Annotated in this window: 14 protein-coding genes; 11 read left to right on the plus strand and 3 right to left on the minus strand. The window is 71.2% G+C overall.

Annotated elements, in window-relative coordinates; translation table 11 throughout:
- Positions 1–169: 169 nt before the first annotated feature.
- The 4 genes from JT723_RS01905 to JT723_RS01920 are packed head-to-tail and all read left to right on the plus strand — an operon-like array spanning position 170 to position 10,279.
- Positions 170–4,090 (plus strand): DUF6079 family protein, encoded by a 3,921-nt coding sequence (locus JT723_RS01905; protein ID WP_205042538.1) that lies wholly within the window; start codon positions 170–172, stop codon positions 4,088–4,090.
- The gene (gene pglZ, locus JT723_RS01910; protein WP_205042539.1) at positions 4,090–6,822 is read left to right on the plus strand and encodes a BREX-2 system phosphatase PglZ; all 2,733 of its coding nucleotides are present in this window, start codon (positions 4,090–4,092) and stop codon (positions 6,820–6,822) included. Before JT723_RS01905 ends, pglZ begins: the two co-directional genes overlap by 1 nt.
- Positions 6,819–8,150: a BREX system ATP-binding protein BrxD gene (brxD, locus tag JT723_RS01915; RefSeq protein WP_205042540.1), complete on the plus strand. Its 1,332-nt coding sequence runs from the start codon at positions 6,819–6,821 to the stop codon at positions 8,148–8,150. The genes pglZ and brxD overlap by 4 nt, the downstream gene beginning before the upstream one ends.
- Positions 8,147–10,279 (plus strand): DEAD/DEAH box helicase, encoded by a 2,133-nt coding sequence (locus tag JT723_RS01920; RefSeq protein WP_205042541.1) that lies wholly within the window; start codon positions 8,147–8,149, stop codon positions 10,277–10,279. The genes brxD and JT723_RS01920 overlap by 4 nt, the downstream gene beginning before the upstream one ends.
- A gap of 15 nt (positions 10,280–10,294) precedes the next feature.
- Here the strand turns inward: JT723_RS01920 and JT723_RS01925 are convergent, their stop codons facing one another.
- Positions 10,295–10,570, minus strand: coding sequence for a protealysin inhibitor emfourin (locus JT723_RS01925; RefSeq protein WP_372441191.1), 276 nt, complete (start codon positions 10,568–10,570; stop codon positions 10,295–10,297).
- On the minus strand, positions 10,567–11,679 hold the full coding sequence (locus tag JT723_RS01930; RefSeq protein WP_205042542.1) for a M4 family metallopeptidase: 1,113 nt from the start codon (positions 11,677–11,679) through the stop codon (positions 10,567–10,569). The genes JT723_RS01925 and JT723_RS01930 overlap by 4 nt, the downstream gene beginning before the upstream one ends.
- A 306-nt stretch (positions 11,680–11,985) precedes the next feature.
- Here JT723_RS01930 and leuA point away from each other — a divergent pair, with 306 nt between their 5' ends.
- From leuA to JT723_RS01965, 7 genes are all read left to right on the plus strand, one after another.
- Positions 11,986–13,749, plus strand: coding sequence for a 2-isopropylmalate synthase (leuA, locus tag JT723_RS01935; protein ID WP_205042543.1), 1,764 nt, complete (start codon positions 11,986–11,988; stop codon positions 13,747–13,749).
- Positions 13,750–13,938: 189 nt separating this feature from the next.
- Positions 13,939–14,646 carry a TerB family tellurite resistance protein gene (locus tag JT723_RS01940; protein ID WP_205042544.1) on the plus strand — a complete coding sequence of 236 codons (708 nt, stop codon included), beginning with the start codon at positions 13,939–13,941 and terminating at the stop codon, positions 14,644–14,646.
- 278 nt (positions 14,647–14,924) lie between these two features.
- Positions 14,925–17,063: an MMPL family transporter gene (locus JT723_RS01945; protein WP_205042545.1), complete on the plus strand. Its 2,139-nt coding sequence runs from the start codon at positions 14,925–14,927 to the stop codon at positions 17,061–17,063.
- A 335-nt stretch (positions 17,064–17,398) separates the two neighbouring features.
- Positions 17,399–18,715: a sensor histidine kinase gene (locus JT723_RS01950; protein WP_372441192.1), complete on the plus strand. Its 1,317-nt coding sequence runs from the start codon at positions 17,399–17,401 to the stop codon at positions 18,713–18,715.
- On the plus strand, positions 18,712–19,407 hold the full coding sequence (locus JT723_RS01955) for a response regulator (protein WP_205042547.1): 696 nt from the start codon (positions 18,712–18,714) through the stop codon (positions 19,405–19,407). The genes JT723_RS01950 and JT723_RS01955 overlap by 4 nt, the downstream gene beginning before the upstream one ends.
- A 36-nt stretch (positions 19,408–19,443) precedes the next feature.
- Positions 19,444–20,190, plus strand: coding sequence for a DNA repair protein RecO (recO, locus tag JT723_RS01960; RefSeq protein ID WP_033175212.1), 747 nt, complete (start codon positions 19,444–19,446; stop codon positions 20,188–20,190).
- A 13-nt stretch (positions 20,191–20,203) separates the two neighbouring features.
- On the plus strand, positions 20,204–21,028 hold the full coding sequence (locus tag JT723_RS01965; RefSeq protein WP_205042548.1) for an isoprenyl transferase: 825 nt from the start codon (positions 20,204–20,206) through the stop codon (positions 21,026–21,028).
- Here the strand turns inward: JT723_RS01965 and JT723_RS01970 are convergent.
- Complete coding sequence (locus JT723_RS01970) at positions 21,025–21,459, minus strand: Fur family transcriptional regulator (RefSeq protein ID WP_372441193.1); 435 nt, start codon at positions 21,457–21,459, stop codon at positions 21,025–21,027. The two genes, JT723_RS01965 and JT723_RS01970, sit on opposite strands and share 4 nt — an antisense overlap.
- Positions 21,460–21,461 lie beyond the last annotated feature (2 nt).

The following is a 21,461-nucleotide window of genomic DNA, read 5'->3' on the forward strand; positions in this document are numbered from 1 at the left end:
ACACGTGCGGCGTCTGGGCTAACCCGGCCGCCGCACGCTGCCGACCGGGCACTGACGGCGGAGGGGGCCGTTCCGGACGGCGGGGGCGGGAGGAGCTGGCAGGATGGACGGAGAGGCGCGCATCCTTTGTGCGTCACAGGATGCCTGACCAGGAGAACGCGAGCCGCAGATGCCCACCAGCGAACTCTTCCTCCGCGATGTCATCGACATCAAGGAAGACGTCCATGCCGGCGACTTCAAGGTGGAGCTCTCCGGTGGCTTCACCGAGACCGACCAGCGGGTCGCGGAATACGTCGTCACCGACCAGCTGCGGAACGCCTTCAAGAGCGCCCTCGCCCTGGTGGGGGCGGCGGTCAGGACCGGCACCTCGCATGCGGCCTATCTGCACGGCTCCTTCGGTGCCGGTAAGAGCCACTTCCTCACCGTCCTGCACGCGGTGTTGCAGAACCACCCCGCCGCGCGGGCCAAGCCGCGGCTGCAGGAAGTGATCGCCGAGCACGACGACTGGCTGCGACGCAACAGATTCCTGATGGTGCCCTACCACCTGGTCGGCTCGGTCGACCTGGACTCGGCCCTGCTCGGCGGGTACGTGGCCACCGTACGGAAACTGCACCCCGACCAGCCGACTCCTGCGGTGTACCGCGCGGACGCGGCCGTCGCCGACGCCCTCCGCCAGCGCGCCTTCCTGGCGGACGACACGGAGTTCGCCCGGTGGCTGGGCAGCGGGGGCGTCGCTGTGTCTCCGAGCGGTGCCGCTGCTTCCGCGGTCGACGAGGACGATCTCGACACGACCGGGTTCGACATGGCTGCGGCGCCCGTGAACGGGTGGACGACGGCTGACCTGGACCGTGCCTTCGCAGCTCCCGCCGGCGATCCGTACCGCGAGGCACTGGTCTCGGCCCTGCTGTCGGGACCCATGGCGGCCTACGCCACCGGCGCCCGCGGCGACAAGGACGCCTTCCTGCCGCTGGAGAACGGACTCGCGGTCGTGTCCCGGCACGCGCAGAGCCTCGGCTACGACGGCATCGTGCTGTTCCTCGACGAGCTGATCCTCTGGCTGCAGGCGCACATGGGGGAGCAGGACTTCGTCCGCGACCAGGTGCAGCGGCTGGTGAAGCTGATCGAGTCGGGGGACAGCGACCGGCCGGTGCCGATCGTCTCCTTCATCTCCCGGCAGCGCGACCTGTCCCAGCTGATCGGTTCCGACGTGGCCGGGGCGGAGGTGCAGAACCTGGAGCAGCAGGTGCAGTACCTCGCCGGAAGGATCGACGTCGTGGACCTCGAGGACAGCAATCTCATCGAGATCATCAAGCACCGTGTCCTGTCGCCCAAGCCCGGCATGGAGTCGGCGCGCGAGTCCGCGTTCGCCGCGGTCGAGTCGTCCGCCGACGACGTGCGGCAGGTGCTGCTGGACGCCAGCGGACGCACCGAGGCGACCTGGGACGACTTCCGGGACGTCTACCCGCTTTCGCCGGCCTTCCTGAACGTGCTGGTCGAGCTGGCCGGTGCACTCCAGCGCGAGCGCACCGGACTCAAGCTCGTCGAGGAGACCCTGCGGCGGCGCCGCGACGACCTCAAGCTGGGCGAACTGATCCCGCTCGGCGACCTGTGGGACGTCATCGTCGACGGCACGGGAGAGGCCTTCACCGCCAGGCTCCGCAAGGAGGCCGAGACCGCCAAGCGGTTCCACGCGCGGGTCGTCAACCACCTGCTGGCCAAGTACGGGTCGACCGACGACACGCGCTTCAAGGGCGACGAGCGCCTGGTCAAGACACTGCTGCTGGCGGCACTCGCGCCGAACGTACCCGCGCTGTCCCGGCTCACCGGCGACCGGCTCGCCGCCCTGAACCACGGCTCGATCAAGGTCAGGCTCGGCAGCGCCGGTTCGCTGGCCGTCAAGCGGCTCAAGGAACTCCAGTCGGAGTTCGGCGAACTGCGCAGCGAGGGCGGGTCCGACCCCGTCTTCCACCTGCACCTGGCGGACCTCGACATCGAGCCGCTGCTCGCCTCCGTGAGCGAGGGCGAGGGGATGGGGCCATGGCGGGTGTGGGTCAAGGACCGGCTGTGGACGGCCCTGGGCATCCCCGACGCGCAGGCGTTCATCAGCGAGCGGGAGATCGTCTGGCGGGGCACGCGACGGACCGCCGAGTTCGTCTTCGGCAACGTCAGCCGGATCGGCAGCGTCAGCCTGCCCGACGAGCAGTTCCTGCCACAGACCGAAGGCAACATCCGCTTCGTCATCGACTACCCCTTCGCCGAGCAGGGCTACCCCAGCGACGACGTCCACCGCGTCGACACCATGAAGCAGGACGGCAGGGTGGCCCCCACCCTCGTCTGGCTGCCGCATTTCTTGTCCGAGCAGAAGCGGCACCAGCTCGTCCGCCTGCTGAAGATCGACTACCTGCTGGAGCGTGACCGGCTCACCGAGCTGACACCGACGAAGTCCGCCGACGAGCGGGTGCAGATCCGGCACCAGCTCAAGGCACAGAGCGAGAACCTCACGTCCTCCCTGACCGCCGTCCTCCAGCAGATGTACGGCCTGGGCAAGCCGGATCCGGGAAGCCTCGGCGCCGAGGTGCCGGACAACGAGCACCTGCTGTCCCTGGAGCCCGCCTTCGCGCGTCCCAAGCCCCAGGCAGGCCTGAGCTTCGAGCAGAACCTGTACGAGCTGGCCGACGGCATGTTCTCCGCGCTGTACCCCAAGCACCCCGACTTCGACCCGGCCCGCAGCCGCAAGGCGGTCACCCGTGCCGAGCTGCGGACGGCCATGCACTGGATCACCGAGGCGATGAAGGACGGCTCCCGCCGGGTCGTCGTCGACCGGCACCACCTGCCCGTGGTGAAGAAGATCGTGCACCCCCTCGGTCTCGGCGAGGTGCACGACGGGCCGCTGAACCTGCTCAACGACTGGCGGCTGCGGATCAACCAGAAGGCGTCCGAGGCCAAAGCGGGTCCGGAGATCGCCGTGGAGGACATCAGGCGCTGGATCGTGGAAATGGGCTGGACCGGCCTGGACCGCACGGTCGCCAACCTGATCATCGCAACGTACGCGCTGCTCGACGACCGCACGTGGATCCACGAGACAGCTCCGGTCCCGGCACCCGAACTGGAACGTATCGGTCCCGGTTATGGGCTGCGGGCCGTGCAACTGCCCTCGGAGGAGGACTTCGGCGCGGCGCGGACCAGGGCCGCGACGATCTTCGGGGTCAGCACGCAGCCGGTGCGTTTCGCCCGCAACGTGGCGGCGATGGAGACCGGCGTACGAGAAGTGGTCGAGCGGTACCAGCAGGCGGTGGAGGGGGTGCGCCGATCGCTGGACAAACACGCCGATGACCTCGGCATCACCGGCCCTGAGGCCGACCGGATGCGGTCCATGCGTGCCGCCGCCGACCTGATGGCCCGGCTGTCCAGGGCGAGGAATGCCGTCGCCCTTGTCGGGGAACTCGCCTCTGCTTCCTACGACGTGACCGACCAGGAACTTGCCGCCGCAGTCAAGCACTCGCCGGAGGTGCTGGACGCGCTCGACGGCGTGAACTGGTCACTGCTGCAGAGCGTGCGCAGCTTCATGGACCGCCAGGACGGTGTGGGTGATCGGGCCGAACGCCTCGTCGCCTCGGTACGTGACGCTGCCAACTCGCACGAGCAGGCCACCTCACTGGTGCCGGCGCTGAGCCGGCTGGCCGACCAGTCCGTATCGCTGGTCACCGACGCCGCCCGACTGGCAGCCGTCGCGCAGCCCGTCGTGTCGCCTCCGGCTCCGCCCGCGGCACCCGCGGCGGATGACGTCAGCCTGACCGTGCACGGCACGCCGGCGGTGTCGTCAGGCGCACCGCACGAGGCCGGCGCCGAGGACGTACCGGCCGCAACGCCGACTGCACGAACCGCCGGGCGGCCCAGCGCGCCCCATGTCCTCGACCCCAGGGGCCCCGGTCTGCTGGAGACGGTCCTCGCTGCGGCCGTCGGCGACGTGCAGGAGGATATCCGCAGCTACGTCGCCGAACACCCGGGCGTCGCGATCGAGATCGTCTGGCGGCCGTTGGACGGTGGCGGCGAGCCGTTCGCGGCAGACGACGGCGCGGACCGCCGCTGATGTCCACCACCGCACCGCCGGTCAACCGGCTCACCATCGAGGCGCTGCTGGAAACCTATGCGGCGAAGTTGCCCGAGCATCGGTTGATGCTGGTGCACGGCCGCTACCACGACAGGGCTGCGTCCTCGTTCACTGTCAGGATCGGTGGCGAGGCGCGACGCGTGCACGTCAGCAACCAGTCGTCCGTCCTCGGCATCGTCGACGCCTGGCAGCAGCACCGGGCCGACGCCTCCCGCAGCGGCGAGCTCCTGGTCGTGACGAGCGACATCGACGACACGCATCTCGGCTGGGACGTCAGAGGGCAGGCGGTCAAGCACCGCGTGCTCACCGTCCAGAAGCCGGAAATCGTCAAACAACGCTTCGGGGCGAGGGAACTGGACCCCCGGATGTACCGGGAGACATGGCTCCTCGAAGCGCTCCTGGACGCGGAGCCCACGGACGGCTGGCCGCGTTCGGGTTCCGTCCTGACCTACGACGCCGCCGTACGCGCGCTGGTCGTGGCGCGGCTCGGTCTGGGCGTCCCGGGTGAGGCCACCGCCGGTGCCGCCATCGATACCGACGCCTTGCTGACCTGGTCCCGTACCCCCGCGGGACCCGCCCGGTTCCTGGAGGTGCAGGCGGAGGAACGGGCCGAACTGACCAGGTGGCTCGTCGAGACGGCAGGTCCGGCCGTATCCGTCCTGATGTCCCTGGTGGAGACCGGGCGGGGTGACGACGCCATGGCCCGCGGGCTCCTGGGCGCGGCCATGGCCGATCCGGCCACCGGCCCGGACACCGTTCTCGCGGTCGGCGGTCTGCTCGGGCAGGTCCGCAGAGCGGACGTGCTGGCTTTCAGCGACGCCGTCGCGGGCACCCTCACCCGCTGGATCGGTGAGGCCTCGCACAACGACGCGGCCCGCCGGCGGGTTCTCCAGACGGTCGAGAGGGCCGACCTCCTGGCGAAGGAGGCCGGGCTCACCGAAGCGCTCGCCACGAACCGGTTCCTGCTGTCCAGCTTCGAGGCGCAACTGCGGGCTGTCGCAAACGGCCTGGACCGATCGCCCGCGCGGGCGGAGACGGCGTTCGGCGAGCTGGAAGGCCACGCGCTCGCGGTGCTGTTCCGTCACCGGATCGACATTGCGGCGATGGCTGTCAGGATCTGCCGTTGGATCGCCGAACCGCAGCCGTCCGTCGCGTCGGTCGCCCAAGCCGTGCACACCCACCTCGCGGACTGGGGCTGGGTGGACCGGGCGCTGCACGCGCTGTGGTCCGGCGACCCCGCCGGTGATCCCGCTGTGGCGGCGGCGTACCGGAGCCTTTACGACACTGCCAGAGCGCGCAGAGATCTCTTGGACGAGCAGTTCGCGACCCGGCTGGCAGGCTGGACTCGTACCGCGGACGATGCCAACCCGGGCAACTGCCTGCTGGCGGAGCGCGTCCTGGCGGAAATCGCCGAGCCGCTGTGCCAGAAGAAGGCGGCTCCGCTTGTTCTGCTGCTCGACGGCATGAGCAGCGCAGTGGCCGTACAACTCGGCGAAGAGGCGGAACGCGAGGGTTGGATCGAAGCCGCACCCGTTCCCCTGTCGGGTACACCTGGCAGGTGCGCGGCAGTCTCCCTGCTGCCGTCGGTCACGCGCATCAGCAGGGCCTCCCTTCTGTCCGGCGGAGCGGTCATGGGGGGCCAGTCCGTGGAGACCGCCGGATTCAACGCATTCTGGAAGAGACGACGCCGCAATGGTCTGCTCTTCCACAAGTCGTCGATACAGGGGCCTTCAGGGCACCGGCTGAGTGAGGAACTGTCTGCGGCCCTCGCCTCGGACGCCGTCGTCGGCGCCGTGCTCAACACGATCGACGACGCCCTTGACCACGGACAGCAGGGGGAGCGCACGGTATGGCGCATCGCCGACATCAGCTTCCTGCGCGAGTTGCTCACCTCGGCCAAGGCCTACGGCCGTCCCGTGCTGCTCGTGGCCGACCACGGGCACATCCTGGAGCACGGGACGGCCATGACACGCCCCGGCGGCGGAGCGGAATCCTCCCGGTGGCGCACCGGGACCGCCGGTGCAGGGGAGATCGAGCTGAGCGGACCGCGGGTGCTCGAAGGCGACGGGACCATCGTCGCCCCGTGGCGCGAGGACATCCGCTACACCCCGCGAAAGGCCGGATACCACGGTGGGGCGTCGCTCGCCGAGGTCACCGTGCCGCTGCTCGTTCTCCTGCCTGAGCAGAGCCGGCTCCCCGAGGACTGGCAGGTGCTCCCGAGAGAAGCCGTGACACCGCCCTGGTGGTCCGCATCGGCGGGCACGGTGGACGAGCGTCGGGAGCCGGTGGAGCGGAGCACGCCGACGCGCCAAGCCCGTAAGCGGACCACACCAGGTGGCACGGCGGAGCTCTTCGCGGAGGAGGACGTCGCTGTCGCCGCAGCGCCTTCTCTCGGCTCGCTCGTCGTGGCCGGCAGCGTCTACCGGGCGCAACAGGAGTACGTGCGCCATCCCCCCGAGGATTCGATGGTCGCTGCCGTCATCGACGCGCTGGCCGAGGCCGGCGAGCACATGTCACCTGCCGCGCTGGCTGCCGCGATCTCCGCCACCAGTCGCGTGACTCGTAACATCGAGGGCTTCATCGCCACGCTGCAGCGACTGCTGAACGTCGAGGGCTACCCCGTGCTCGCGCTCATCGACTCCGGGCACACGGTGAAACTCGACGTGAAACTCCTGCGCACCCAGTTCCAGCCGGAAGGACCCCGGAAGTGACGGCCACTCCGCCCCAGGTGAGCCCCGCCAGGCGGCGCGAAGTCGTGGACGCGCTGCGGCGCGGCACCGTCCCGCAAGCAGGGCTCGACCTCTTCGCGGTCGGCCTGACACGATTCGAGACGGCACTCCACGACGACATCGCCACTGTTGCGGGCGGTGGTGCGGCCTTCCACGCCGTACGCGGCGAATACGGCTCGGGCAAGACGTTCTTCGCGCGATGGCTTGCCGAGCGCGCCAAACGCGCCGGGTTGGCGACCGCAGAGGTGCAGATCTCTGAGACCGAGACCCCGCTGCACAAGCTGGAGACCGTCTACCGGCGGCTGACCGAACGGCTCACCACCGCCACCCACCAGCCGAGCGCCCTACGAGCGGTCGTCGACTCGTGGTTCTACGCGCTGGAGGAGGAGGTTCTCGCTGCCGGGACGGTGAGCGAGGACGACGAGGAAGTCCTCACAAAGGCCGTCGACGAGTTGATGGAACGGCGCCTCGCCGAGGTGTCACGGACGACACCGGCCTTCTCAGCGGCGCTGCGCGGCTACCGGCGTGCCGTCATGTCCCGTGACGGCGCCACCGCGGAGGCCCTGATCGCGTGGCTCGGTGGACAGAAGTCGGTGGCGACCGCGGCCAGGCGCACGGCAGGGGTGCGAGGCGACCTCGACCATTTCGCCGCTCTCGGTTTCCTCCAGGGACTGCTGACCGTGCTGCGGGACTGCGGCCACCCGGGCCTGCTTCTGGTACTGGACGAGATCGAGACCTTGCAGCGCGTCCGCGGGGACGTCAGGGAGAAAGCACTCAACGCCCTGCGTCAACTCCTGGACGAGATCGACGCAGGCCGCTTCCCGGGACTCTTCCTCGTCATCACCGGCACGCCGGCCTTCTACGACGGCCAGCAGGGCGCTCAGCGGCTGCCTCCGCTCGCCCAGCGGCTCGCCACCGACTTCACCACCGACGCCCGCTTCGACTCGCCACGAGCCGTCCAGTTGCGCCTTCCGGGGTTCGACCTGGCTCAGCTCGGGGAACTCGGAAGGAACGTACGGGACCTGTACGCGGGCGCTGCACACCATCCCTCGCGGATCGCCGAGCGGGTGGACGACGACTACCTGTCGGAGCTGGCCACCGCCGTCACCGGCGGCCTCGGGGGCAAGGTCGGTGTGGCCCCCCGCCTGTTCCTCCGCAAACTCGTCGCCGACGTTCTCGACCGCGTCGACGAGCACGAGGAGTTCGAGCCGCGACGGCACTACGCGCTGACCGTGTCCCGTGCGGAACTCAACGATGTGGAGCGCAATGCCGCAGCGGGGGCTGATGACATCGAGTTGGACCTGCCATGAGTGGGGCCGAGGACCTCGATGCTGTCGTCCTCCATCACGTCGTCAACACCCTGGGGTGGCCGGGGCTGCGCCCTTTGCAGGAGGCGGCCGTCCAACCGCTGCTCGCCGGGGACGACGCCCTCCTGCTGGCTCCCACGGCCGGCGGCAAGACGGAAGCGGCGGTCTTCCCGCTCCTGACCCGTATGACGGAGCACGGGTGGACCGGCACCGCGGTGCTCTACGTATGTCCCTTGAAAGCACTGCTCAACAACCTGCTGCCACGGCTTGAGACCTACACCGCGTGGGTTGGCCGCAGCGCGGCGCTGTGGCACGGGGACGTCGGGGCGACCGGCCGGAAGAAGATCCTCACCGGCCGTCCCGACGTCCTGCTGACCACGCCTGAATCGCTGGAGGCGATGCTGGTCAGTGCGAATGTGGATCATCGTGCGTTCTTCGCCGGGCTGCGCACGATCGTCGTGGACGAGGTGCACGCCTTCGCAGGCGATGACAGGGGATGGCACCTGCTGGCCGTCCTGGAGCGTCTGCAGCGCCTTGTGGGCCGTCCACTGCAACGGGTCGGGCTCTCCGCGACGGTCGGCAATCCGGAGGCGCTCCTGGAATGGCTCCAGGGCTCCGGTGTGGGAAGCCGCCCCGGGCGGGTCGTGGCGCCGCACCTGTTCGACGGCCAGGCTCCCACTGCAGCGCACGGACCGCCGCCCGGCGACATCCAGCTTGACTACGTCGGCTCCGTCGGCAATGCGGCAACCGTGATCGCGGCTCTGCACCGAGGCGAGAAGCGCTTGGTGTTCTGCGAATCCCGCAGGCTCGTGGAGGAGCTCGGCGAGAAGCTGCGGACCAAAGGCGTGACCACGTTCTTGTCGCACGCCTCGCTGTCCGTCGACGAAAGGCGCAGGGCCGAGGAAGCTTTTGCCGATGCCCGGGACTGCGTCATCGTCTCCACCAGCACTCTGGAACTCGGCATTGATGTCGGCGACCTCGACCGTGTCATCCAGATCGACGCCCCCGCCACGGTCGCCTCCTTCCTGCAACGCCTGGGTCGCACCGGCCGGCGCGCGGACACGGTGCGCAACTGCCTCTTCCTCGCACTGGACGAGGCCGGCCTGCTGGCTGCCGCGGCGATGCTCCATCAGTGGTCACAGGGCTGGGTGGAGCCCGTTGTGCCGCCCCCCGAGCCACGGCACATCGTGGCCCAGCAGATCCTGGCGCTGTGCTTGCAGGAGCACCAGGTCGGCGACCGGCTGTGGAAGGAGTGGTGGGCAGGCTTCGGCCACTTCGGGCAGTCTGCGGAACCGATCGTGCGACACCTGCTGGACGAGGGGTACCTCGACCGGGACGGGGACATGCTCTTCATCGGTCCTGAGGCCGAACGCCGCTTTGGCCACCGGCACTTCATGAACCTCACCGCGGTCTTCACAGCCGCACCGGAATTCACCGTCCTCAACGGTCTCGCCGAGATCGGAAAGACCGATCCGACGCTGCTGACCGAGGAGGTGTCGGGCCCGCGCCGGCTGCTGCTGGCCGGCCGCAGCTGGCAGGTGACCTACGTCGACTGGAAGCGGCGCCGCTGCTTCGTCGAACCGGTCGACGGCGGTGGCAGGGCGAAGTGGGGCGGTGTGGGACTGTCCTTCACCTCCTACGCCCTTACACGCGCGGCCCGAGAGGTGGTACTCGGCGCTGATCCGCAGGTGCGGTTCACCGGACGGGCGACGAGTTGCCTGGCCGAGGCTCGGGAACGCTTCGCGCAGTACGTACACCCGGACCGCACGCTCATCGTGCGGCATTCGGACGGGGATGTGCGCTGGTGGACGTGGGCGGGGCATCGGGCCAACGCCACCCTGACGGCGACCCTCGCAAGCCTGGCCGACCCGGCGCAGCGCCCCAACGCCTGCTGGGTGCGCCTGAGCCCTGACCTCACGCCGCAGATGTGGAAGCAGGCCACAGCGGACGCCGGGCAGCGGCTGTGCCTTCCCGCTGTCCACGAACAGGCTCTCAAGGGCCTGAAGTTCAGCACAGCCCTGCCGCAGCGCCTCGCGGAGGCAACCCTCGCCGCCCGCCTGGCCGACCTGGACGGCGCTGCTGCCCTGCTGGGCGGCCAGGTCCGATTCGTCGGACAGTCCACCGCCGAATGAGCGCGGGTGCCCCGGCTATGCGCCCTCCGCTAGGACGCGGGCGATCAGGTCGCGTTGCGGCGGGGTCAGGTCGCCGTCGGCGCAGTGGACCGTGGCCGTGCCGGTGGTGATCGTGTACGAGTAGCCGTCGGGGTACGGGGGGCGGTTGGCGCCTGAGGGGGCGAGCGCGGCTTCCGCCAGGGCGTGGAGGTGGCCCGCGTCGGGGTGGTCGGCGGTGTCCAGGACGGCGTGGCGGGTCAGGCCTGCGAGACCGCCTGAGCGGGTCACCTCGATACGCATCGGGCTGCTCACACCTCCTGCGGCTGCTGGCCCGGCTGCTGGCGGGGGAGTCCCGCCGACGCCGGGGTGACGCCGACCTCGGTCCAGGCGGCGCGCACCGCCTGGCTCTGCACACCTTCACCGTAGCGGGCGACGGCCGCGGCGACCGTGGCCGCGGCGAAGTCGGCGAACTGCGCGTGCGCCGACAGGGTGCCCCCGGTGAGGGTGTCGTACCAGACCTGCCCGGCCTGCTCCCAGGCGTGGCCGCCGATGGCCGCGGCGGCCAGGTAGAAGGCCCGGTTGGGGATGCCCGAGTTGAGGTGGACGCCGCCGTTGTCCTGCGAGGTGGTCACGTAGCCGGACATCGAGGCCGGCTGCGGGTCCTTGCCGAGCTGCGGGTCGTCGTAGGCGGTGCCGGGCTCCTTCATCGAGCGCAGCGCCTTGCCGTTGACGCCGGGGGCGAGCAGTCCCGCCCCGATCAGCCAGTCGGCCTGGTCCGCGGTCTGGCCGAGCGCGTACTGCTTGATCAGGCTGCCGAAGACGTCGGAGACGGACTCGTTGATCGCGCCGGACTGGCCCTGGTAGTCGAGGTTGGCGGTGTACTGGGTGACGCCGTGCGTCAACTCGTGGCCGATGACGTCCAGCGGGAGGGTGAAGTCCAGGAAGATCCGGCCGTCGCCGTCCCCGAAGACCATCTGCTCGCCGTTCCAGAAGGCGTTGTTGTAGTCCCTGAGGTAGTGCACCGACGCCTTCAGCGGCAGGCCTTCGCCGTCGATGGAGTGCCGCCCGTAGGCGTTCAGATACGTCTCGAAGGTCGCCCCGAGCGCGTCGTAGGCGCGGTTGGCGCTGTCGTCCGCGGACGGCTGCGCGCCCTCGGCGCGGACCTCGCGGCCGGGCAGCGCGTCCTGGTGCCCGGCGTCGTAGATCGTGCGCGCCGGGTGGTCGGAGGGGGTGCCGGCGGGCGCGCGGCCGACCGGGCCGAGGACGGTGTTCAGCTGCCGCCGGGTGCGCTCGCGCGCGTCGTGCTCCAGGGTGCGGCGGGCGGTGGCCGACAGGGCCGCGTCGTCGGTCCTGGCCAGCCGGTCCAGGACGTGCGGCGGCACGATCGTGCAGAAGACGGGGGTCGTGGCAGAGGAGTCCATGCAACGCAATGTCGCACCGGGAGCACGCTGTGTCACCGTTCCGGCCCCGTAATTGACGAGAAGGAGCGAAGGATCAGGACTTCGGTGGACGTAACCGGCCATCTTGCATGCTGAGAGGAACTACGCACCGGGTACGTGATTCCGCCGGGACTCGGCTATGGTCGTTGCCATCATGCGTTTCGGGCTGCTTCTCCTTAGCTGCCGCGGCGAGGGCCTGTAGTCGTAGGCCGACCCCCTCCCCGCGGAGATCGGCGTTTCCCAGCCGTCGGCCGTTCCCCGAGCGGATCCCGAGGAGCAAGAGCCCCCATGACCAGCCCCAACAGTGTCGGCCGTGCCACGCCCATCACCGCCGCGACCGTCACCCAGCGCGCCACCGCGATGCCGATCCACAAGTACGGCCGGTACGAGCAGGTGGACATCGCCGACCGCACATGGCCCGACGCGCGCATCACCAAGGCGCCGCGCTGGCTGTCCACCGACCTGCGGGACGGCAACCAGGCGCTGATCGACCCCATGTCGCCGGCCCGCAAGCGGGAGATGTTCGACCTGCTGGTGCGGATGGGCTACAAGGAGATCGAGGTCGGCTTCCCGGCCTCGGGCCAGACCGACTTCGACTTCGTACGCTCCATCATCGAGCAGGACGCGATCCCGCAGGACGTGACGATCTCCGTCCTGACGCAGGCCCGCGAGGAGCTGATCGAGCGCACCGTCGAGGCGCTGCGCGGCGCCCCCCGCGCGACCGTGCACCTGTACAACGCCACCGCCCCGGTCTTCCGCCGGGTGGTCTTCCGCGGCACCCGCGACGAAGTCCGGCAGATCGCGGTGGACGGCACCCGGCTGGTGATGGAGTACGCCGACAAGCTGCTGGGCGAGGACACCGTCTTCGGCTACCAGTACAGCCCGGAGATCTTCACCGACACCGAGCTGGACTTCGCGCTGGAGGTCTGCGAGGGCGTGATGGACATGTGGCAGCCGGAGGAGGGCCGGGAGATCATCCTGAACCTGCCGGCGACCGTCGAGCGCTCCACCCCCTCCACGCACGCCGACCGCTTCGAGTGGATGTCGCGCAACCTGTCCCGCCGCGAGTACGTGTGCCTGTCGGTCCACCCGCACAACGACCGCGGTACCGCGGTCGCGGCGGCCGAACTGGCGCTGATGGCCGGCGCCGACCGCATCGAGGGCTGCCTGTTCGGGCAGGGCGAGCGCACCGGCAACGTCGACCTGGTCACGCTGGGCATGAACCTGTTCAGCCAGGGCGTCGACCCGCAGATCGACTTCTCGCACATCGACGAGATCCGCCGCACCGCCGAGTACTGCAACCAGATGGAGATCCACCCGCGCCACCCCTACGCGGGCGACCTGGTCTACACCTCCTTCTCCGGCTCCCACCAGGACGCCATCAAGAAGGGCTTCGAGGCGATGGAGGCCACCGCCGCCGCTGCCGGGAAGACCGTGGACGAGATCGAGTGGGCGGTGCCGTACCTGCCCATCGACCCCAAGGACGTGGGCCGCTCCTACGAGGCCGTGATCCGGGTCAACTCGCAGTCCGGCAAGGGCGGTGTCGCCTACGTGCTCAAGAACGGGCACAAGCTGGACCTGCCGCGCCGGATGCAGATCGAGTTCTCGAAGATCATCCAGACCAAGACCGACGCCGAGGGCGGCGAGGTCACCCCGGCGCAGATCTGGTCGGTCTTCCAGGACGAGTACCTGCCCGTGGCCGACAACCCGTGGGGCCGCATCGCACTGCGGTCCGCGCAGGCGTCGACCTCCAGCGACGGCACGGACGCCCTGACGGTGGAGGCCGTCGTGGACGGTGTGCCGACCGTGCTGAGCGGCAGCGGCAACGGTCCGATCTCCGCCTTCTTCGACGCGCTGGCGAAGATCGGCGTGGACGCCAGGCTGCTGGACTACACCGAGCACACCATGAGCGAGGGCGCGTCCGCGCAGGCCGCCTCGTACATCGAGTGCGCCATCGGCGGCCGGGTCCTGTGGGGCATCGGCATCGACCCCAACACCACCCGGGCCGCCCTGCAGGCGGTCGTCTCCGCGGTCAACCGCGCGGAGCGCTGACGGGACATACCCGTACGAATCACCCCACGTGTACGGGGGCGGCGGTGAATTGCCCCCGTACGCGGTACTGACGGTGCCTCGCTGATGTGGCTAACATCACGGCGTACGGCATCGTTGCCGGGGCGTCTTCGCGCGCGTACCGGCCGGCACGGTACGTACCGGGAGAAGACGGCCGGAGGGTGCAGCGTGATGAAGCTGGGGCTGTGTATCTGGGGTGTGCGGACGTCCTGGCACACCGAGGACGACGGTGAGTTCTTCTGCCCCGACTGCGGCGGCGACCGCAGCTACCACCGCAGAACAGGCACCCGCAGGCTGACCGTGCTCAACGTCCCGCTGCTCAGGCGCGGCACCGCGGGCTCGGTCGTCGAGTGCGCCGCCTGCCACCGCCAGTACGACTCGCAGGTCCTGCTCAGCCCCACCACCACCCGCTTCTCCGCGATGCTGCGGGACGCCGTCCACACCATCGCGCTCGCCGTGCTCACCGCCGGCGGCTCCACGGGCCGCCCCGCCCGCGAGGCGGCCGTCGGCGCGGTGCGCTCGGCCGGCTTCAGCGACTGCACCGAGGACCAGCTGCTCGGCCTGCTCGCCGCGATCGTCGCCGACGAGGGCCGCTACACCGCCTCCCAGGAACTGGGCCACCACTCCTTCGCGGACTGCGTGGACGGCTGCGGCAGCTGGCTGTCGATCGAGCTGCACGAGGCGCTGGAACCGCTCGCCGACCACCTCGCCCAGCAGGGCCGCGAGCGGGTGCTGCTGCAGGGCGCGCACATCGCGCTCGCCGACGGCCCCTACCTGCCCGCGGAGCGCGAGGTGCTCGAAGCGGTGGGGCGCTGCCTGTCGCTGCACACCGACGACATCGACCGGCTGCTGGCCGCCGCGGCGGCCACCGCGAGCTGAGCGGGCGGCCGCCGGCGCCTGCTGTCCGCCGCTCGTCTGCTTGCTGCCTGTGCGGCTCGGGCCGCTCGGGCCGCTCGACCCGGTCCTGTGGTCCTGGCCGCGTGTGCCGTTCGCGCTCGTGCCGCGGGCACTCCTGGGGGCTACTCCGGCGGGAGTAGCGGGGGGTTGCGGCTGTCCTGCGGAGTAGCGGGCCTTTCCGCCGTGAGCCCGACGACCTGGGCTTCCCGCGCAGGGACGCTGGTGGAGTGACATCAGCGAACCCCCGAGGGGAGCACCCGATGAGGGCCACCGGCACCACACCAGGCGCCACCGCAGGTACGACCACCGCGAGCACGGACGCGAGCGCGAGCACGCCCGCGGGCACGGGTACGGGTACGGGCAGCGCACGGCGCAGGCTGCCCTGGGCGGTCATCGGCCTGTGGATAGTGGTGCTCGCCGTGTCCGGGGTCTTCGCCGGCAAGCTGAACGGCGTCAAGCACGACGACGGCATCGACTACCTGCCGGCCAGCGCCCAGTCCACCCAGGTCGCCAGGATCCAGAAGGAGATGTCCGGCGGCAGCGCGACCGACCTGGTCCTGGTCTACGACCGGGTCGGCGGTCTGACCGCGGCCGACCGTGCCGCAGCCGACCGGCAGACCGCGGCGCTGGAGAAGGCCTACCCGACGGTGGGCACGAAGGCCGCCCCGGCCGCCTCCAAGGACGGCAGGACCCTCATCGTGCCGGTCTCCGTCGCGGAGAGCGCAGGAAAGCCCGAGGACGTCGTCAAGGCGGTACGCGACCGGCTCGCCGCCGACCGGCCCGCCGGGCTGACGATCGACGTCGGCGGCCCCGGAGCCGCCCAGGGCGACGCCAAGGAGGTCTTCGCCAGCATTGACGGCACCCTGCTGATCTCCACCGCCGGCATCGTCGCGCTGCTGCTGATCCTGACCTACCGCAGCCCCTTCCTGTGGCTGGTGCCGCTGGCCGTCGTCGGCGTCGCGGCCGGCACCGCGATGGCCCTGGTCTACGGCATGGTGCAGGTCTTCGGGCTGACCGTGTCCGACATGAGTTCGTCGGTGATGACGGTGCTGATCTTCGGTGCTGGCACCGACTACGCGCTGCTGCTGATCGCCCGCTACCGCGACGAACTGCGCCGGATCCCCGAGCCCTACGACGCGATGCGGGCCGCCCTGCGCGGTGTCGGCCCCGCCGTGCTCACCTCGGCCGCCACCGTCGTCGCCGGGCTGCTCTGCCTGCTGGCCGCCGACCTCAACAGCAGCCGGGGCCTCGGACCGGTCGGCGCCGTCGGCATCGTCTGCTCGCTGGCCGCCATGACGACACTGCTGCCCGCGGTGCTCGTGCTGCTCGGCCGCCGGGTCTTCTGGCCGCTGATCCCCGCGTACGGCACCCAGTCGCGGGCCGGGCGCGGCGTCTACCGCAGGATCGGCACCTTCGTGGTGGGCAGGCCCGTCGCGGTGCTCGCCGCTTCCACGGTCGCCGTCGGGGCGCTCGCCCTGGGCATCGGCAACCTCCCCGGCGCCCTGCACCAGGACGACACCTTCACCTCCGCGCCCGAGTCCGTCGCGGCCGACCACATCCTGCACCGGGCCTTCCCCGAGCGCAGCACCCAGGCGATCACCGTCGTCGTGCCCACCGAGCGGGCCGCTGCGGCGAAGGCCGCGGTCAGCGGCACCCCAGGGGTGGCCTCCGCCGCCACCGGGCGGTCGGGCGGCGGCTGGACCGAGATCTCCGCCTACCCGGCCGCGGCGCCCGACACCGCGGGGGAGAAGGACACGATCGCCCGGCTGCGGGCGGCAACCGCCGCCGACCACGGCCTCGTCGGCGGAACCAGCGCCCAGCGCATCGACACGGCGAGCACGTCGTCCCGCGACGCCCGGCTGGTGATCCCGCTGGTCCTGGCCGCGGTCTTCCTGCTGCTCGCCGCGCTGCTGCGCAGCCTGGTCGCGCCGCTGCTGCTGACCGTCGCCATGGTCGGCGTGTGGGCCGCCGCTCTGGGCATAGGGGGCCTCATCTTCGGCCCGGTCCTCGGCTTCCACGGCATGGACCCCGGGCTGCCGCTGCTCAGCTTCGTCTTCCTTGTCGCGCTGGGCGTCGACTACGGCATCTTCCTGATGCACCGCATGCGGGAGGAGGCCCGCGGGGGCGCGGGCCCGCGCCGGTCGACGGTGGTCGCGCTGGAGTCCACCGGCGGTGTCATCGCCTCGGCCGGCATCGTCCTGGCGGCGACCTTCACGGTCCTGGCGTCGCTCCCGCTGGTGATGATGGTCGAGATGGGGCTGGTCATCGCCCTCGGCGTCCTCCTCGACACGTTCGTCGTCCGGACCTTCCTGGTCCCGGCCGCCGCCACCCTCCTGGGCGCCCGCACCTGGTCCCCGGCGAGCTTCACCCCCCGGGTCCCCCCGATACCCGCCCCCTAGCGGCGGGGCTCCCTACGCCGGACGGCGCCCCCTTCCAGCGCGGGGGTGAGGGGGCGCCCTTGCGCAGGGCGGCGCCCCTCCCGAGCCGCGGGGGCTGATGGGGTCGCCCTTGCGCCGGGCGGTGAGCGTTTTTCAGGGGCGCGGGGAACGGCGCGCTCAGCCCCCACCGGGCGCGCGGGTCGCCACCGACCCGAAGGGGCTGTTCCTGTCGGAGCCGGACCACCGGCCGGTGGTGGGCTGGGCGCGCAGTTCCCCGCGCCCCTGGTGGCTCGGCCCCGCCGAAGAGGCACGGTATAAGCCACCGCGGCCAGCGGATGTTCACGGAGGATGGAGTCGTGCGCAGACACCCACCCGGCCGCGCAGCGGCGAAGGTCGAGACCACGAAGGTCACGCCGAAGGACGTGGCGTTCGCGGGAGCGGTCTTCGTGGTGCAGGCCACGCTCGCCCTGACACTGCCGGAAGCGGCGCGCAGCCACCGCCCCGACGCCGTCGGATGGATCTGGTTGGCGGCGAGCGCCGCCGTCCTGACGTGGCGCCGCCGCGCCCCGATGTGGTGCCTGCTGGGCATGGTCGCGGTGGTGGCCCCCTACCACTACCTGGAGAACATCCAGGAAGCCCCGCTGCTGTCCAGCATGGTCGCCCTGTACTCGCTCGCGGTCGCGGGACCGCCGACCAGGACCTTCCTGGTGGTCCCGACAGTCGTGGGCACGATGGCCGCGGTGATGGCGGCGATCGGCAAGCCCACCGGCGCCCCGATGCTGCAGGGCGCCGGCTGGATAGTGGCGGTCGCCGTGGCCGGCGAGGTCGTGCGGATGCACCGCAACTACATCGCCGCGATCATGGAGCGCGCGGACCGGGCCGAGCGGACCCGGGAGGAGGAGGCGGCGCGCCGGGTCGCGGAGGAGCGACTGCGGATCGCCCGCGACCTGCACGACCTGCTGGCGCACAGCATCACGCTCATCGGGGTGCAGACCTCGGTGGCCGCACACATCCTGCTCGCCGACCCGGACCGGTTGGACAGAACCGCGGTGGCCGGCGCGCTGGACAACATCGCGGAGACCTGCCGGGAGGCGCGTTCCGAGCTGCGCACCACCCTGCGGGTGCTGCGGGCCGACAGCGACGGGCCGCTGCCCGACCTGGCGGGCATCCCGTCGCTGGTGAAGGCGGCGGAGGCGGCCGGGGCCAGGGTGCTGCTGTATCTGGACCCGGGCGAGGAGCCGGTGCCGCCCGCGGTGGGCGCGGCGGCGTACCGCATCATCCAGGAGTCGCTGACGAACACGGTGCGCCATGCGGGCGCCCCGGACCCGCGGGTGCGGGTGGCGGTGACGCATCTGGGATCCGCCTTGCAGGTGTGCGTCGAGGACGAGGGACCCGCGCCGGCCGGGCCGCCCGCGGCGGACCGGCCGGAGGGTTTCGGGATCGTGGGGATGCGGGAGCGGGCCAGGAGCGTCGGCGGCACGCTCACCGCGGGGCCGCGCGACGACGGCACCGCGGGCTTCGCGGTCACCGCGGAGCTGCCCTTCGCCGCCGAGCCGGCCCCCCGGACAGAGCCGGCCGAGCGGAAAGAGCCGGGCGCCGAGGCGCCCACCACCGTGCACCTGCCGGCGCCCGCCCCCGTGCGCGGCGCGAAACCCCAGGGAGACCCGACATGACGACGCCCGAGCCGATCCGGGTGCTGCTCGCCGACGACCAGACGCTGGTGCGTGCCGCCTTCGCGATGCTGGTGGAGTCCGCCCGCGACATGGAGGTGGTCGGGCAGGCGGGCAACGGCGTGGAGGCGGTGGAGCGGGCCCGGGGCACCCGGGCCGACGTCATAGTGATGGACATCCGCATGCCGGAGATGGACGGCATCGAGGCGACCCGGCGGATCGCCGCGGACGACGACCTGGCCGGGGTGCGCATCCTGGTGCTGACCACCTATGACGACGACGAGCACGTGGTGGCGGCACTGCGCGCGGGCGCGTCCGGCTTCATGGTCAAGGACACCAGGCCGGCCGAGCTGCTGGACGCGATCCGCACGGTCGCGGCCGGCGACTCGCTGCTGTCGCCGGGGCCGACCGCCCGGCTGATCGCCCGGGTGCTGCGGCTGCCCGACCGCCCGCCGGTCGGCCCGGCACCGGCGGCGGGCCGCCTGGCGGGGCTGTCGGACCGCGAGCGCGAGGTCCTGACGCTGGTCGCGCGCGGCCTGAACAACGCCGAGGCGGGCGAGGCGCTGGGCCTGAGCCCGCTCACGGCCAAGACCCATGTGAGCCGGATCATGGGCAAGCTCGGCGCCCGCGACCGCGCCCAACTGGTCATCGCCGCCTACGAGTCGGGCCTGGTGGCACCCGGTACCGAGCACTGAGTCCACGGCGGCGCCGGCGTAGGCGAGAATGGCCGCATGAGTCTGTTCCGCGACGACGGCATCGTGCTGCGCACCCAGAAGCTGGGTGAGGCGGACCGGATCATCACCCTGCTGACCCGGCGGCACGGCAGGGTGCGGGCGGTGGCCAGGGGGGTGCGGCGGACGAAGTCGAAGTTCGGCGCGCGCCTTGAGCCGTTCAGCCATGTCGACGTGCAGTTCTTCGTCCGCGGCGGCGAACTGGTCGGCCGCGGGCTGCCGCTGTGCACCCAGAGCGAGACGATCGCGCCCTACGGCGGTGCCATCGTCGCCGACTACGAGTGCTACACCGCCGGCACCGCGATGCTGGAGACCGCCGAGCGCTTCACCGACCACGAGGGCGAACCCGCGGTGCAGCAGTATCTGCTGCTGGTCGGCGCGCTGCGCACGCTCGCCGCCGGCGACCACGACCCCCGGCTGGTGCTGGACGCCTTCCTGCTGCGCTCACTGGCCGTCAACGGCTACGCGCCCAGCTTCGACGACTGCGCGAAGTGCGGGATGACCGGGCCGAACCGGTTCTTCTCGGTCGGAGCGGGAGGAGTGGTATGCGGCGAGTGCCGCGTGCCGGGAAGCGTCGTACCCTCACGTGAGGCACTGGAACTGCTCGGGGCGCTGCTCGGCGGCGACTGGGAGACCGCCGACGCCTGCGAGCCGCGGCACTGCCGGGAGGGCAGCGGGCTGGTCGCGGCCTATCTCCAGTGGCACCTGGAGCGCGGCCTGCGCTCCCTGCGGTTCGTCGAGAAGTAGGAGAAGTACGACCATGGCACGTCGCGGGATTCTGGGCCGGAACCGGACCTCGTACCGCACGCCCGACCCGCACCCCTCCGGCGCCAGGCCGCCCAAGCTCCCCGCGGAGCTGGTGCCCAAGCACGTCGCGGTGATCATGGACGGCAACGGCCGCTGGGCCAAGGAGCGCGGGCTGCCGCGGACCGAGGGCCACAAGGTGGGCGAGGGCGTCGTCCTGGACGTCCTCAAGGGCTGCCTGGAGATCGGCGTCAAGAACCTGTCGCTCTACGCCTTCTCGACCGAGAACTGGAAGCGCTCGCCCGAGGAGGTGCGCTTCCTGATGAACTTCAACCGGGACGTCATCCGCCGCCGCCGGGACGAGATGGACGAGCTGGGCATCCGCATCCGGTGGGTCGGGCGGATGCCGAAGATGTGGAAGTCGGTGGTGCAGGAGCTCCAGGTGGCCCAGGAGCAGACCGTCGACAACGACGCCATGACCTTGTACTTCTGCGTGAACTACGGCGGCCGGGCGGAGATCGCGGACGCCGCGCAGGCGCTGGCGCGGGACGTGGCCGAAGGGCGCCTGGACCCGTCGAAGGTCAACGAGAAGACCTTCGCGAAGTACCTCTACTACCCGGACATGCCGGACGTCGACCTCTTCCTGCGGCCGAGCGGCGAGCAGCGCACGTCCAACTACCTGCTGTGGCAGAGCAGTTATGCGGAGCTGGTCTTCCAGGACGTGCTGTGGCCGGACTTCGACCGCCGCGACCTGTGGCGGGCCTGCCACGAGTTCGCCCGCCGCGACCGCCGCTTCGGCGGCGCCCTCCCCAACGAGGACGCGGCCGGCCGGCCGGGCTAGGCCTGCGCGGCGGCGCAGTCGGCGCAGGTGCCGAAGATCTCCATGGTGTGGGCCACGTCCACGAAGCCGTTGTCGGAGGCCACCGCCTCTGCCCAGCGCTCGACGGCGGGGCCCTCGACCTCGACGGCCTTGCCGCAGGCGCGGCAGACCAGGTGGTGGTGGTGGCCGCCGCCGGAGCAGCGGCGGTAGACCGACTCGCCCTCACCGGTGCGCAGCACGTCGATCTCTCCGGCGTCGGCGAGCGACTGGAGGGTGCGGTAGACGGTGGTCAGGCCGACCGAGTCGCCCCGGTGCTTGAGGATGTCGTGCAGGTCCTGGGCGCTGCGGAATTCGTCGACCTCGTCGAGCGCCGCGGCCACCGCGGCCCGCTGGCGGGTGGCCCGGCCCGCGACCGGGGGTCCGGACGGCACGGAGTGCTTGATCGTGGTCACCG

This window comes from Actinacidiphila bryophytorum (genome assembly GCF_016916835.1).
Classification (GTDB): Bacteria; Actinomycetota; Actinomycetes; order Streptomycetales; family Streptomycetaceae; genus Actinacidiphila; species Actinacidiphila bryophytorum.